At 62.4% G+C, this 13,961-nt stretch carries 13 protein-coding genes; 4 read left to right on the forward strand and 9 right to left on the reverse strand.

Annotated features, from left to right (window positions below):
* Nucleotides 1-182 precede the first annotated feature (182 nt).
* The 3 genes from AC1D2Q_RS20805 to AC1D2Q_RS20815 all read left to right on the forward strand — a co-directional run bounded on the left by AC1D2Q_RS20805 (nt 183) and on the right by AC1D2Q_RS20815 (nt 890).
* Nucleotides 183-308, forward strand: coding sequence for a hypothetical protein (locus AC1D2Q_RS20805; protein WP_256581124.1), 126 nt, complete (start codon nt 183-185; stop codon nt 306-308).
* A gap of 115 nt (nt 309-423) precedes the next feature.
* Nucleotides 424-636 (forward strand): hypothetical protein, encoded by a 213-nt coding sequence (locus AC1D2Q_RS20810; protein ID WP_018926170.1) that lies wholly within the window; start codon nt 424-426, stop codon nt 634-636.
* Nucleotides 633-890 carry a hypothetical protein gene (locus tag AC1D2Q_RS20815; RefSeq protein WP_018926169.1) on the forward strand — a complete coding sequence of 86 codons (258 nt, stop codon included), beginning with the start codon at nt 633-635 and terminating at the stop codon, nt 888-890. The genes AC1D2Q_RS20810 and AC1D2Q_RS20815 overlap by 4 nt, the downstream gene beginning before the upstream one ends.
* A 111-nt stretch (nt 891-1,001) precedes the next feature.
* Here the strand turns inward: AC1D2Q_RS20815 and AC1D2Q_RS20820 are convergent, their stop codons facing one another.
* The 9 genes from AC1D2Q_RS20820 to AC1D2Q_RS20860 form a co-directional block, all read right to left on the reverse strand.
* Entirely contained in the window at nt 1,002-1,598 is a 597-nt protein-coding gene (locus AC1D2Q_RS20820) for a glutathione S-transferase (RefSeq protein WP_477814394.1), read from the reverse strand.
* The gene (locus tag AC1D2Q_RS20825) at nt 1,595-5,236 is read right to left on the reverse strand and encodes an AAA family ATPase (RefSeq protein WP_477814395.1); all 3,642 of its coding nucleotides are present in this window, start codon (nt 5,234-5,236) and stop codon (nt 1,595-1,597) included. Before AC1D2Q_RS20825 ends, AC1D2Q_RS20820 begins: the two co-directional genes overlap by 4 nt.
* Nucleotides 5,233-6,477 carry an exonuclease SbcCD subunit D C-terminal domain-containing protein gene (locus AC1D2Q_RS20830; protein ID WP_477814396.1) on the reverse strand — a complete coding sequence of 415 codons (1,245 nt, stop codon included), beginning with the start codon at nt 6,475-6,477 and terminating at the stop codon, nt 5,233-5,235. Before AC1D2Q_RS20830 ends, AC1D2Q_RS20825 begins: the two co-directional genes overlap by 4 nt.
* Nucleotides 6,478-6,738: 261 nt before the next feature.
* Nucleotides 6,739-8,379, reverse strand: coding sequence for a BatD family protein (locus tag AC1D2Q_RS20835; protein WP_477814397.1), 1,641 nt, complete (start codon nt 8,377-8,379; stop codon nt 6,739-6,741).
* Complete coding sequence (locus AC1D2Q_RS20840; RefSeq protein ID WP_477814398.1) at nt 8,376-10,112, reverse strand: tetratricopeptide repeat protein; 1,737 nt, start codon at nt 10,110-10,112, stop codon at nt 8,376-8,378. The genes AC1D2Q_RS20835 and AC1D2Q_RS20840 overlap by 4 nt, the downstream gene beginning before the upstream one ends.
* Nucleotides 10,109-11,203: a vWA domain-containing protein gene (locus AC1D2Q_RS20845; protein WP_064618194.1), complete on the reverse strand. Its 1,095-nt coding sequence runs from the start codon at nt 11,201-11,203 to the stop codon at nt 10,109-10,111. The genes AC1D2Q_RS20840 and AC1D2Q_RS20845 overlap by 4 nt, the downstream gene beginning before the upstream one ends.
* Nucleotides 11,196-11,690, reverse strand: coding sequence for a DUF4381 domain-containing protein (locus AC1D2Q_RS20850; RefSeq protein ID WP_019579298.1), 495 nt, complete (start codon nt 11,688-11,690; stop codon nt 11,196-11,198). The genes AC1D2Q_RS20845 and AC1D2Q_RS20850 overlap by 8 nt, the downstream gene beginning before the upstream one ends.
* Nucleotides 11,687-12,631 carry a DUF58 domain-containing protein gene (locus tag AC1D2Q_RS20855; RefSeq protein WP_018926162.1) on the reverse strand — a complete coding sequence of 315 codons (945 nt, stop codon included), beginning with the start codon at nt 12,629-12,631 and terminating at the stop codon, nt 11,687-11,689. The genes AC1D2Q_RS20850 and AC1D2Q_RS20855 overlap by 4 nt, the downstream gene beginning before the upstream one ends.
* A 5-nt stretch (nt 12,632-12,636) precedes the next feature.
* Nucleotides 12,637-13,596 (reverse strand): AAA family ATPase, encoded by a 960-nt coding sequence (locus tag AC1D2Q_RS20860; protein WP_007941298.1) that lies wholly within the window; start codon nt 13,594-13,596, stop codon nt 12,637-12,639.
* A gap of 239 nt (nt 13,597-13,835) precedes the next feature.
* Here AC1D2Q_RS20860 and AC1D2Q_RS20865 point away from each other — a divergent pair.
* The coding region (locus AC1D2Q_RS20865) for a DUF4372 domain-containing protein (protein WP_477814403.1) at nt 13,836-13,961 on the forward strand (126 nt) is incomplete at its 3' end.

The following is a 13,961-nucleotide window of genomic DNA, read 5'->3' on the forward strand; positions in this document are numbered from 1 at the left end:
TGCAGGAGCGAAGTCACTTGCCGATCGGCCCACAGGCGTCGAAAAGCCCCAAAGTGATGTCGCTCCTGCATAACGCGTTTACGACAGCATCATATTGCTATCAATGTATTGCTTGATATCACATGGCCATGTGTTTAAATTTGACGCTGATTTTTTGACTCCTCCCTAAAAGGATCGACAGCATGGCGATGCGTCTGGCAGTGGTTCTCCTGTTTCTCTATTCCACCCCGATTCTGTCGGCTGCCCAGCCCGTTCCCAGCGAGCCGGATGCGGCCCGGGAGCGCTTGATGAGCTTTATCGAGGACTGAAACACGCTGGATTCAAGATCAATAAAACTGATAGCTACTATGCATAAAGGTCGCTAGTTATCTTCTGTTTTTTGATCGATTCTGTGGGCACTGAAACATGCCCACGGAGAACACCATGGCCAGCACCATCCTCACTTCTGCCAAACACGGCGCCTACCTGGCCATTGGTCTTTACGTGGCCATGGTGTTGGTCGTCAGCCTTTCGGCTCAATCGCAACACAGCCTTCAAGCACCGATTCAGGTCGCTTATCCCGGCATCCAGTTCGAACACCGCGCTCAACACGCGGTGGTTGATGACGTCGACTTGGCGGGGGTGGCAGGGGCATGAAAGGACGCAGACTCTGGGTCATCGCCTTTCTGGCGTTCATGACCAATGGCGCTTCGTTGTTGGGGATCGGGCAGGGCTCGGCGGGCTCGGTGGCACGGGCCATCGAGTGCAATCACAACATCGCCCACAACATCCAGACTGCCAAGGCCCTGGAGCTGTTGGTGGGTAATCCGCCGAGCAAATCCAATGGCGAATTTTTCGGGCCATTCCAGGTGGATTGCTCGGCGTTGGGGATGTGTGAAGTGTTGGCCTGATTCCCCGAAACACCATCTCCCTGTAGGAGCTGCCGAAGGCTGCGATCTTTTGACTTTTCTTTTAAAGATCAAAAGATCGCAGCCTTCGACAGCTCCTACGAGGACCGTGGTTTATTTCGCCATGACGGATGTAAACAGATCTGAGTCGATGAACCGCTGCAACCAGCCCTGCAATCGCCCATAAGGCGTCTGCCCGAACCACTCGCGATCCACATGGGCGAATTGCCTCACGAACGGCATCAAGGCGACATCCGCCAGGCTCGGGTGCTCGCCCAGCAAGTAGTCGCGCCCCTCCAGCAACTGATCCAGCTTGCGCAAGAACACCTCGCCCTCGGCACGATAAAACGTCATCGGCTGCTCGGGATATCGTTCGGCGTACTTGTAGCGATTCAGATGCACCTTGAACACCTGATCGTTTTCTTCGATCAGCCCGGCGATGGATTGCTGCCCGACAGGGTCATCCTTAAGCAGCCAGTCCTGCGGATCGTTCTGCGCCAGCGCCCAGCGCATGATTTCCAGGCTTTCATCGATCACCCGATCGTCCACGCTCAGCACCGGCACCGTGCCTTTGCTCGACAGCGCGAGCATTTCGGCCGGTTTGGCCTTGAGGCTGACCTCGACGATATTCACCGCAACCCCCGAATAACGCAGGGCCATGCGAGCGCGCATGGCGTAGGGGCAGCGGCGGAACGAATACAGCGTGATCATTTCACCTCCAGGGTGCTCAGGCCGTTGCCCTGACGGTGGACCTGGATCTGCACCGGAATCCGTTCATGCATTTCCTGTACGTGGGAAATCACCGCGACCTTGCGTCCCTGCGCCTGCAGGCCGTCGAGGGCGTCCATGGCCAGTTGCAGGGATTCGGGGTCGAGGCTGCCGAAGCCTTCGTCGATGAACAGCGATTCGATTTTCAGCGTGCTCGATGCCATCGATGCCAAACCGAGCGCCAGCGCCAGCGACACCAGGAACGTCTCGCCGCCGGACAGCGAATGCACCGAGCGCAGTTCATCGCCCATCTCGGTGTCCATCACCAATAACCCGAGCATGCTACCGCCCCGTTTCAGGCGATAGCGCCGCACCAGTTGCCGCAACTGGACGTTGGCGTGATGCACCAGCAGGTCGAGGTTGTAGGCCTGGGCGATTTTTCGGAAGGTGTCGCCGGTGGCCGAACCGATCAGCGCATTCAAGCGCGCCCAGCGCTGGTACTCGGTGTAGGCGTCGGCGATCTGCTGCGCCAGCGCCTGATTGGCGTTTTGTCGACGCTGATCTTCGGTTTGTTCGGCACGCAATTCGGCGCAGCGATGCTCGCTGGCGGCGAACAGGTTTTGCAGTTCGGCCAGTGCCGTGGCCAGTTGTTCGGCGTCCAGGTTGCCGTTGTGCTGCGCCTGATGATCGCGCAAGCGCTGATCCCGCTCCTGCAACAGCACCTTGGCTTGCGCGATGTCTTGTTCGCTTTGCTGCAATCGTTGACGCAGCTCGCTGAGCTGTTGGTCGTTGACACCGAGCAGCGCTTCCAGCCCACCGTCGTCCAGCTCCGGATGCTGCGCGCGCCAGTCGGCGATCTTGCTGCTCAACTCGCGGTCTTCGCTTTCCAGGGCTTGCGCACGTTCCTGCTGCGCCTTGAGTTCGGCGGCCAGTTGCACCAGCCCCGTGCGCACGCTTTGCAATTCCTGATTGGCCGTTGCTTCGGCATTGCGTGCCTGCTCGACGGCCTGATCCAGTTGCTGCTGCCATTGTTCGGCGCTGGCGTGTTCGCCCAGCAGTTGCGTCAGTTTTTCCTGGCAAGCCTGTTGTTGCCCGGCCAACGCGCTGAACTGCTGCTGCGCGGCGTCCAGTTGCTGGGTGCGGGTCTGCTGGCGGTCCTGTTCTTTGTCCAGCGCCTGCTGGCGTTGTTGCTGCTCGCCGAGTTCATCGCGCTGCTGTTCGAGTTGTTGCAGGCGTTGGGCGATCTGCTGGTCGAGCCGCATGAAAGTCGCGGCGGGTTCGTTGCGCAGCGCTTCCAGCGTCTCGGCTGGCAACAGGCTGCTGAACGCGCTCAGTTCTTCGTCCAGGCGTTGGCGATCGCTGCTCAACTCCCGTTGCTGGTTGAGCAGGTGTTGTGTCGCCTGTTGGTTCGCTGCTTCAGCGCTGCGCAGTTGCTGCGCCAGGCGCGCGGCATCCTGTTGCAGGGTGAGCAGGGCGGTTTGCCGCTGTTCGTCCTGGGTGATGCTCTGGTTCAGCTGGCTGCTTTGTTGGGTCAGCCAGGCATCGCGTTTGTTCGCGTCCTGGGCCAACAGTTGGGCGGACAACGGGTGCGCTTCCAGGCTCGGTGTCAGGCTCTGTTGTTGAGTGGCGAGTTGTTCTTGCTGCTGCAGCAATTCCTTTTGCTGAGCAATCAGGCCACCGACTTCGGCGCGCAGCTCGGTCAGTTTTTCCTTGAGCAGGTCGACGGCTTTCTGGGCGTTGGCCTGTTCGCTCTCATCGTGGCGGCCGAGGCTTTGCAACAAGGCTTCGGGCTGATGATAAGGATGGTCCGGGCTGCCGCAGACCGGGCACGGCTGATCGTCCTGCAGTTGCGCACGCAGTTCTTCGACGCTGGCACTGCGCGCCAGACGCTGACGTTCCAGCAGCTCGCGGGTGACGGTCAGGGTCTGTTCGGCGACCGTCAATTCGGTCTTGGTCTTCACCCCGTCCTGGGTCAGACGATCACGCTCTTGCTGAGCGGCGACTTGGCGCTGCTGAAGTTCGGTGCCGCGCTTGTCCAGTTCTTGTTGGCTGGCCCACAGCCGCGTCAGTTCTTCAACGGCCCGCAGTTGCTTGCGGTTGTCCTGTAGCAGGCTGCCGAGGATCTGAATCTGCTCGGCCACGGCTTCGGGTTCGGCGCCAGCCTCTTTGTACAGCAGCTCCAGGCTCTGGCGTTGAGCGGCCAGATCCTCGGCGGCGCGGGTGGCGCTTTGCTCCAGGGCAGCCAGTTCGGCCTGGCCCTTGTTCAGGCGATTGCCGATCAGCATCAGTTGTTGCAGACGATCGCGGTAGGCGTTCCAGGCATCGCTCAGCGGCGCCAGATGAGTACTTTGCTCAAGCTCAGCGGCAATTCGCTGCAAGCGTTCTGCGACCTGTTTCTGTTGATCGAGCAAACCCTGAATCGTGCTTTGGCCCTGAGTGCAGGCCAGTTCTGCCTGCTGCTTGAGGTCGGCGCTGAGGCTGGCGTCCTTGACCAGGCGGGCGAGGGTGCTTTGCTCTTCGAAGGCCTGACGCAGCAGCGGCGCACTGTTGCTGTGTTGGCTTTGTGCGGCGGCCAGTGCCGATTGCGCCGTGCTCAGGCTGTGTTCGAGCTGAGCCTGACGCGCGTTCAGATCGGTTTGCTGTTGAGCATGCTGCCGAATCTGCGTTGCCAGTGGTGTGAGCTGGGCGGTCAATTCGGTCTTGCGCGCGAACTGGTGCCGTTGCGGGGCCAATTGCTCCAGGCGGGTCAGCTTCAAGCGCTCGCCGGCCAGGCTGTCCCAGTGTTGCTGGGCGGATTGCAGTTGTTCGGTGGCACTCTGTTGCGCGTCCTGCAACTGACGCAAATCCTTGAGCCAGGTGTGTTGCAGCTCCAATTGCTTGAGCTGCGCCTGCTGGGTCTTGAGTTGTTGCTGCGCGTCATTGAAGCGCTCATCGAGCTCGGCCCGGGCTTCCGGCGACAGCGGCGTGACACCGGTGGCCTGGTCCTGCAACAGCCTGTGGGTTTCGCGCGCTTCTTTGGTCTTGTCGAAGGCGCGGCGACCGAGGCGGGTGTAGAGCGCGGTGTCGGTGAGCTTTTCCAGCAGTTCACTACGGTCGTTGTCGTCCGCCTTGAGGAACGCGCTGAACTCGCTCTGGGCCAGCAACACGGCGCGGGTGAACTGTTCGAAGTTCAGGCCCAGCGCGGTTTCGAGCTGAGTCTTGTATTCGCCTTTCTGGCTGGCCAGCAGTTGATCCTGATCGATGTCGCGCAGGCTCTGGCGACTGGCTTGCAGCTTGCCGCCGGCCTTTTCCCGAGCGCGATTGGCCTCCCAGCGCGCGCGATAGCGACGACCGTCGATGCCGACGAAATCCACTTCGGCATAACCTTCGCCGGTGCCACGACGCAGCAGGGTGCGCGGGTCGCCGGTGCCGATTTCGCCATCGGCGTCCGGAACCTTGGCATCGCGGCCGGTGTTGTTCAGCCGCGGCACGGCGCCAAACAGCGCCAGACACAGCGCATCGAGCAGGGTGCTTTTGCCGGCGCCGGTCGGCCCGGTAATCGCAAACAGACCGGCACTGGCCAAGGGCTCGGCGGTGAAGTCGATTTCAAACGGCCCGGCTAGGGAGGCGAGGTTTTTCAGGCGGATCGCGAGGATTTTCATGGCTGTTCGCTCTCCATCTGCACGTCTTGCAGCAGCTCGGCGAAGTCCCTGAGCGTTTGCTCGTCGACCTCGCTGCCATAGTTGTCCTGCCAGGCGCGGCTGAACAGTTCCTGCGGCGTCAGTTGGTCCAGTTCGATCAAGGTGGCGCCGTCCTCGACGCCGTCGCGGCTGCCGTTGCCGGCGTATTCGGCGGCAATCCGCACCAGCCGTACCGCTTTGCCTTGCAGGGCTGTTTCCACTTGATGGCGCAGGTCCGGTTGCGGCTCGTCGAGACGCACCCGCACTTCCAGCCACGGCTGGCGCTGGATGTCGGCGAGCAGGTCGATGTTGGGCAGGTCGGCCAGTTGCAGCAGGATCTCCGCCAGCGGCGCGGGGCCGAGGCGTTGCAGGTTTACCGGCCGGGGGATCAGTTTAGATTCGACGCTGAGCAAGGTTTCGCCATCCAGTTTGATGTCGAGAATCTGATGCTGATAACCGATCTCGGAGAACGACAACGGAATCGGCGAGCCGCTGTAGCGGATGCGTTCTTCGCCGTTGACCTTCTGCGGTTTGTGCAAATGCCCGAGGGCGACATAGCTGATGCTCGGCCCGAACAGGCTGGCGGGCAGGGCTTCGGCGTTGCCGATGATCAGGCTGCGCTCGGAGTCCTCGGAAACCGAACCGCCGGCCATGTGCGCATGGCTGATGGCGATCAACGCCTGACCCGGTTTGCGCTTGGCGTTCGCCGCTTCAATCAGCCATTCGTGAACCTGGCCGATACCGCGCAAATAGTTATCACCCAGGTGCGCGCCGGTCACTTCGGCGGGGCGCAGGAACGGCAGCGCCAGGCACCAGGCAGCGATTGTGCCGCTGGCATCCGGCAACGGCAGCAACAGGCGTTCGGCATCCAGTTGGCCGTCATCCAGCCACAGCACGCGCCCGAGAGCGTGAGTGCGCAAGCGGCGCATCAACGGCGCGGGCAGTTCGATCCGTGAGCCGGAGTCGTGGTTGCCGGCGATCATCACGATGGTCAGCAAGGGCTGCTGCTCGTGGGCGCTGACGATGAAATCGTAGAGGCGTTCCTGGGCTTTGACCGGTGGGTTGACCGTGTCGAAGATATCGCCGGCAATCAGCAGCACATCAGGCTGGTCCAGCTTCAGTTGACGCAGCAGCCAGTCGAGAAAACAGGCGTGCTCGAAATCGCGTTCCTGGCCGTGCAGGTTTTGCCCAAGGTGCCAGTCGGAGGTGTGGAACAGACGCAAGGCGTACTCCGCAACAAAATAAGGTGATGGCCGCAAGAAGAATGATGGCGGCTAAAGAGGGGAGAGTTTACTGGCAAACACGTGGGATGGCGCGATGGATCTGACCGAACCGAAGACCTGTGGCGAGGGAGCTTGCTCCCGTTCGGCTGCGCAGCAGTCGCAAAATGGCTGATGCATTATGTCGGAAGAAACGAGTGATGTGGTTTTGGGGCCGCTTCGCAGCCCAGCGGGAGCAAGCTCCCTCGCCACAAGGTCCAGTGATTATTTGGGGTAGAGCGGCGGCAACCCGGTGTCGCCCACCAGGTCTTGAACCCCTTCGGCGGTCGGAATCGCACGAATCGCGCGCCACAGTTCTTCGCCTTGCCAGTACTGACCGGTTTCGCTGTAGAGCGCGCCGTTCAGGCCATCGAGGGCATCGGACAGCGGCACGAAACGGGCGGCCATGTCGGCCAGGGTTTCCGGTTGTTGCCGGGCCCAGGCGTCGAGGGCCTGGCGGGTGGCGTGGGTGTCGTTGGCCTGGCAGGCGCGTTTGAGGTCGTCGAGTAGGGTGCGTGGGCTCGGGCCGGTCTGCGCTGCCCGCAGGATTGCCGGTTGCGAGCGGGCGCGCCACCAGAGGCCGAAGCCCAGCAGGGTGGTGCAGGCCAGAATTGCCGTGCTGAGTTTCCACCACCAAAGGGCTTCGTTGCTGGCGCCGGACATCACCAGCGGGCTGCTCGCCGGGGTGTCGACGATCAGGCTCGGATTGCTCGCCACTTGCAGCGTGCGGGCCGGCAGGCTGCTGTGTTCCAGGTGATCCTCGAAGGTGTTCCACCAGACCACTTCAACGCTCGGCAAATCGATGTCACCGGTGCGGGTCGGCACCAGGGCTTCTCGGTCCTCGCGACTGCCGATCAAGCCGCGATCGCCGCTCTGGTTGCTCAGCACCGGTTGATCCGGGTAGCGCCGCAGGCCGTTGATCTCGGTGGCGGGCAATGGTGGCAGTTGAGAACTGGCGAGGCCTTCGGCGCTCAAGATCAGGCTGCGGGTCAACGAGTCGCCGACCTGCGCATGATCCGGTTCCGGGCTCCAGCTTTCACTCAGGCTCAGGCTGCGGGCCGGTAGCCAGGGAACATCGGCTGGATAACTGCCGGGCTTGGCCTTGACCGTCAGCGGAATCTCGGTGGAACTGACGCGCATCAATTTGCCCGGTTTTGGCCCCTGGGGCGATGCGTCCTGGGACGGTTGGGCATCGACCAGTGTGGCACTGAATACCTGCGCCGGAATGGTCAGCACGCCGCTGTGCTGCGGGTAAATCGCGTAGCGCATTTCGATCACGCCATGGCGCAAACCATTGATGGCTTTCTCGTAGGTGCGCGACTCGCCCAGTTGTTCGATGCGCGCATCGGGAATCTGCAACGGGGTCAGGCTGCTGTCGTCGTACAGCGACACCGAATGATAAATGCGCAAGGTCAGGATCGCCTGAGCCTGCACATAGACGCTGTTCTGGTCGAGGCTGGCTTCGATGAACACCGGCGCTAGCGTGTTACTGCTGTCCTGGGTTTCGCTTTCGATCACCTGCACGGTAATCGGTTGGCTCTGCGCCTCGCCCAGTTGCAGTGACGGAATCACCACACTGCCGTTCTGCCGGGGCAGCAGGGTGATGATCCAGCGGGTGGTCGCTTGAGTGTTGCCGTTGAGGGTGTTCGGTTGGTTGACCTGACGGGTACCGCGCACCTCGAACTGCGGCTCCAGCGGAGTCAGGTCGGGTTTGCCGAACTGGGTCACGTCGCTGGATTCCAGAGTCAGTTCGACCGTCTCCCCGGAACTCAGGCGACTGCGATCGACACTGGCGACCAGCTCCGCAGCCTGGGCCTGAGCGGTCCAGAGAAGCAGTGCAAGCAAGAAGGCGGTGAAGCGGGTCATCGAGTTTTTCCCTGATCCTGATGTTGTTGCTGTTCGTACCAGAATTTGCGCCTGAGCAGTTCGCCGGGGTCATCCGGGATCTTGCGCAACCATTGCTCCAGCGCCTGTTGCTGCTCGCCTTCGAGCATTTCGCTGGCGGGGCGCCGTGGTGGCGTGGTGCTTTGTTCATCCCCCAATTCGCTGCCCGGAACTTCATTGGCGCCCGGTTGCGGTGGTGCCGTGGGCGGCTGCTCGGCGTCCGGCGTGGCCTGTTGGGCATCGGTTTTCGGCTCGCCATCGCTCGGCTGGGTGGCGCTGCCCGGTGGCGGTTCCTGAGACATGGTTTCGGTTTCGCCCTCGGCGGTTTTGTCCGGTTCGACGGGCGGTGTAGCGGTTTTCTGCTTGAGCAGCGTTTCCACCAGTGCCTTGTTAGTCAGCGCCGGGCGCAGGTCTGGCTGAAGTTCCAGCGCTTGCTCATAAGCATCCAGCGCCGCTTCCAGTTCGCCGCTTTTGGCCAGGGCGTTACCTCGATTGTAGTGGGCGTGGGCGTCGTTACCCTGGGCAAACCGCTGGGCGGCGCCACTGTAGTCGCCAGCTTCATAGAGCGCCACACCTTGCCATTGCGGGTCTTCGAAATGCTGTGCGGCTTCGGCAGGACGCTTTTGTTTGAGTAAGTGCAAACCCTGTTGATCGGGCCGCAGCCACAAGTCTTCGAAATCGAAGGCGTAACTCGGTTGCGGCAGCAGGAACAGCAGCGGCAAGCAGAACAGCCAGCCGCGACGCCCGGCACAGGCGGCCAGCAACAACAATGGCAGCAGCAGCCAGTAGCCTTGATCGGCCCAGGTGTCGAGGCGCAACGTCTGGCCGTCGCTGCGCAGGTCCCGTGGGCCGTCGAGCAGGCTGAGGTCGCGCAGGTCGGCATCGTCCAGGCGTGCCTGGGCATATCGTCCACCCAGGCCATTGGCGAAGGCTTTCAGGCTGGGGCCATCCAGATGCGGCACCAGAATCGCGCCCTGATCGTCCTTGAGGAAACTGCCGTCGTCCTGCGCGACCGGTGCACCTTCGGCGGTGCCGATGCCGAGCATCAGAAATTGTGTGGACTTGGCGTCCAGCGCCTGACGAATCCCTTGGCGTTCGTGTTCCGTCAGCGACGAACCGATCAGCAGGATCCGCCCCTGGCCGAGGGCACCCTGATCCAGCAGCGTCAGGGCCTTGGCCACCGCGAGATCGGCGCGATGACCGGCCTGGGGCATCAGCGACGGCTTGAGGGCGTCCAAAAGATTGCGGCTGGTCGACAGGTCGTCCGACAGTGGCACCAGCGTGTGGGCGCTGCCGGCGTAGACGACGATGGCGGTCTGCGCGTCGCTGCGGTTTTGCAGCAGATCCAGCAGTTTGCGCCGGGCCTGTTCCAGCCGGTTTGGCGCAACGTCTGCGGCGAGCATTTCCGGGGTCAACTCAAGCAACACCACCAGTGGATCAGCGGGTTTCTGGCCGGTTTGCTCGACGCGTTGCCAGCTCGGCCCCAGCAGGGCCAGCACGGTCAGCACCCAGGCCAGGCCCAGGGCGACCCACGGCAGTTTGCTCTCGCGACCGCTGCCACCACTGAGCAAGGCGGCATGGAAGGCCGGTGGCAGAATCATTTGCCAGCGACCCGCGCGCTTCTGCCGGTGCCAGAGTTGCCAGAGCAACCAGCCCAGCAACGGCAGCAATAGCAGCCACCAAGGACGGAACCAGTACGGCCAGAGAGCGATCATCGGCGCCTCCGCAGACGCAGGCGTTTGAGGCGCTGACGCCAGTCGGGCAGTTGCGTATGCAGAAACCGCTCTTTGGTAAACAGCTTCTTGGTGAATAGACGTTGCAACGGGTTATCCGGCCAGCGCTCACGGATCACCAGCAGCATGCTCAACAGCAGCGCCATCGCCAGAGGCCAGTGATACAACGCCTGGGCCGGACGGGCCTGCGTAGGTTGCTGGGCTACCGGTTCCAGTTTGTCGAGGGTGGTCTTGATCGCCTGCAATTCCTGGCCGTCGCGGGCGCGGAAATACTGGCCTCCGGTGGCTTGGGCAATGGCTTTCAAGGCCGGCTCGTCGAGGTCCAGGCTCGGGTTGATGCCCAGGAAGCCCAGGGTGCCGCTTTGTTCCGGGTCGGCGCCAATGCCGATCGGGTAGATTTTTACGCCTTCATTCGCCGCCAGGCGTGCGGCGGTCAGCGGATCGATTTCGCCGCCATTGTTGGCACCGTCGGTGACCAGAATCAGCACGCGGCTTTGTGCCGGACGTTGGCGCAGGCGTTTGAGGGCCAGGCCGATGGCGTCGCCGATGGCGGTGTTCTTGCCGGCGATGCCGATCCGCGCTTCGTCGAGCCAGACACGCACGGTGTGGCGGTCGAAGGTCAGCGGCGCTTGCAGATAGGCCTGGCTGCCGAACAGGATCAACCCGACCCGGTCGCCGTCGCGACTTTCGAGAAAATCACCGAGCAAATGCTGCACCAGTGACAGTCGGCTGACGTCTTCGTCCTGCCACTGCATGTCGGGGAAGTCCATTGAGCCGGAGACGTCCACCGCCACCAGCAAATCGCGGCCACTGGCGGCAATCGGTAGCGGTTCGCCGAGCCATTGCGGGCGCGCCGCGGCGATCAGCAGCAACAGCCACATCAGAATAAACGGGGCTTGCTGGCGCCAGGTCGGCAGGTTGGCCCGGGCGCGGCGGCGAGCGAGGCCTTCGAGGTCGCTGAGGAAGCTGACCTTGAGCGCCGGTTCGCCACTGTCGGCCACCGGCAACAGCACCCGCATCAGCCACGGTAGCGGCAGCAGGGCGAAAATCCACGGCCAGGCGAACTCAAACATGTTTGCGAATCCAGGTGTCGACGGCTTGAGTCAGGCCGGCGATGGCCTTGTCGTCGAGCTTGCATTCGGGCTTGTAGGCACCTTCCACCAGCACCATCCAGCGCGTGAGGCCGGCAGCCGGGCAGCGGTTATCAAGGAACGCCAGCCATTGGCGCCCGTTGAGGGTGTGGCTCTGGCTGTAGGGGTAATGGTTGCGGCACAGGCGTTTGAGCAAGCCGTTGAGTTGCTGCAGCCACGCACCGGCCGGGGCGCCGTCGTAGGGTTTGGGCATCAGTGCGAGTTCGGCCAGGGCGGCGAGGCGCACCGGGTCCAGCGGTTGTTCGGCGCGCACGACAGGGCGCTTGTCCGGAATGAAGCGTCGCAACTGCCATACGCCGAAACCGATCAGCGGCAGCAACAACAGCAGCAGCCACCAGCCCGGTGCCGGCGGCCAGAAGCCGATCGGTGGCGGGGAAATCAGCGGTTGCAGTTGATCGAGGCTGCTCATCGACCTTTCCCCGGACGTTGTGGGTTCAGGTATTCGCGCAATTGCTCGACCATTTCGCTTTGGGTACTCAACGGCATCAGCAACACCCGCAGCTTCTGCGCCAGCAGTTCCCAGCGGTCAATGCGTGCTTCCGCTTGGGCGCGATAGGCCTGGCGCAGGTCGAAATTCAAGGTGTCGAGTTCCAGTTGCGCGCCGTGTTCGGCAAAACGAAGCAGGCCGGCGGCGGGCAGGGCGTGATCCAGCGGGTCGGACACCGGCAGCAGCAACAGGTCGCAATGGCGCGACAACAGGCTCAGTTGCTGCTCGGCACTGTCGGACAAGGCGCGTTCGTCGCAGATCACAATCACCAGGCTGCCAGGGCGCAGCACTTCCCGGGCGCGGCGCAGGGCAATGCCGAAGGCGTCGCGGTCAGGTTCGCGCTCGGTGTGCAGCGACTGATTGACCCGCACCAGCCGGTTGAGCAATTGCAGCAGGCTCTGCTTACTGCGGCGCGGCTTGATTTCGTAATGCTCGTTGTCGCCGAACACCAGCCCGCCGACCCGGTCGTTATGCCCCAGCGCGGCCCAGCCAATCAGACTCGCGGCCTGGGCGGCCAGCACCGACTTGAACATCAACCCGGAGCCGAAAAACAGCCGACGGCTCTGTTCAACCATGATGAAAATCGGTCGTTCGCGCTCCTCATGGAACAGCTTGGTGTGCGGTTCCTGGGTCCGGGCGGTGACGCGCCAGTCGATGCTGCGCACATCATCGCCGGCCTGATAGACCCGCACCTGATCGAAGTCCACTCCGCGCCCGCGCAGTTTGGAGTGGTGCAGGCCGATCAGCGGGCTGCGCTGGCTCGGCGTGGAAAACAGCTGCACTTCGCGCACGCGATGGCGCATCTCGATCAGCTCGGCGAGGCTGATGCGGATGCCCGGCTCGGGCGGCAGAAGGGTGTTCATCGGGGTCAAGCGACGGCTACGACGTCGAGAATCCGCTGGACCACCCGGTCCTGGTCGATGCCAGCGGCTTCGGCTTCAAAGGAAAGAATGATGCGGTGACGCAACACATCGAACAGCACCGCTTGAATGTCTTCGGGGCTGACGAAGTCGCGACCGGCCAGCCAGGCATGGGCCCGGGCGCAACGGTCGAGGGCGATGGAACCGCGTGGACTGGCGCCGTAGGCGATCCATTCGGCCATTTCCGGGTCGAACTTGGCCGGGATCCGCGTGGCCATGACCAGTTGCACCAGGTATTCCTCCACGGCGTCGGCCATGTACAACCCGAGGATTTCCTTGCGCGCGGCGAAGATCGCCTGCTGGCTGACCCGGCGTTCAGGTTTGGTTTCGCCGTGCAGTGCTTCGCCACGGGCCTGTTGCAGAATCCGTCGTTCGACGGTGGCGTCGGGGAAGCCGATTTTCACGTGCATCAGGAACCGGTCGAGCTGGGCTTCGGGCAACGGGTAGGTGCCTTCCTGCTCGATGGGGTTTTGCGTGGCCATGACCAGAAACAGCGGCGACAGCTCGTAGGTGCTGCGCCCGACGCTGACCTGGCGTTCGCCCATGGCTTCGAGCAGGGCCGACTGGACCTTGGCCGGGGCACGGTTGATTTCGTCCGCCAGCACCAGGTTATGGAAGATCGGGCCTTGCTGGAACACGAAGCTGCCGGTTTCCGGGCGATAGATTTCCGTGCCGGTGATGTCGGCCGGCAGCAGGTCGGGGGTGAACTGGATGCGATGGAACTGTGCTTCGATGCCTTCGGCGAGTTCTTTGATGGCCTTGGTCTTGGCCAGCCCCGGGGCGCCCTCGACCAGCATGTGACCGTCGGCGAGCAAGGCGATGAGCAAGCGCTCGATGAGTTTTTCCTGGCCGAGAATCTGCGTTGAAAGAAAGGTTCGCAGCGCGAGCAGCGCTTCACGATGTTCCATCGATGACTGTTCCTGGAAAGGGTGACCGAAGACGTTCGAATAACGCCAGGGCTGGGGGCGTTACTTTAATCCATCGCGGGGGGCGCCGACTAACGGCATTTTGTAGAAATGTGCGGATTAACGCTCGTTCCCACGCTCTGCGTCACTAGTGTCCGGTAAAAACTAAAGGGGGAGCTTGCTCCCCCTTGCTGTGCCTGCTTCGTAAGCAATAATCAGGTTTTCAGACTCGATTTTCGCCCATGTTCAGCAGCACTCGATTTGCACAAATGCTCCAGGCCCTTCCCCATCAGCTCTTCAAAGCATCCGTCAAACGCTGTGGCGCTGATCGTTATGCCAAGCAGTTCACTTCGTGGGATCTACTTATC

The organism is Pseudomonas sp. P1_A1 (assembly GCF_056406935.1).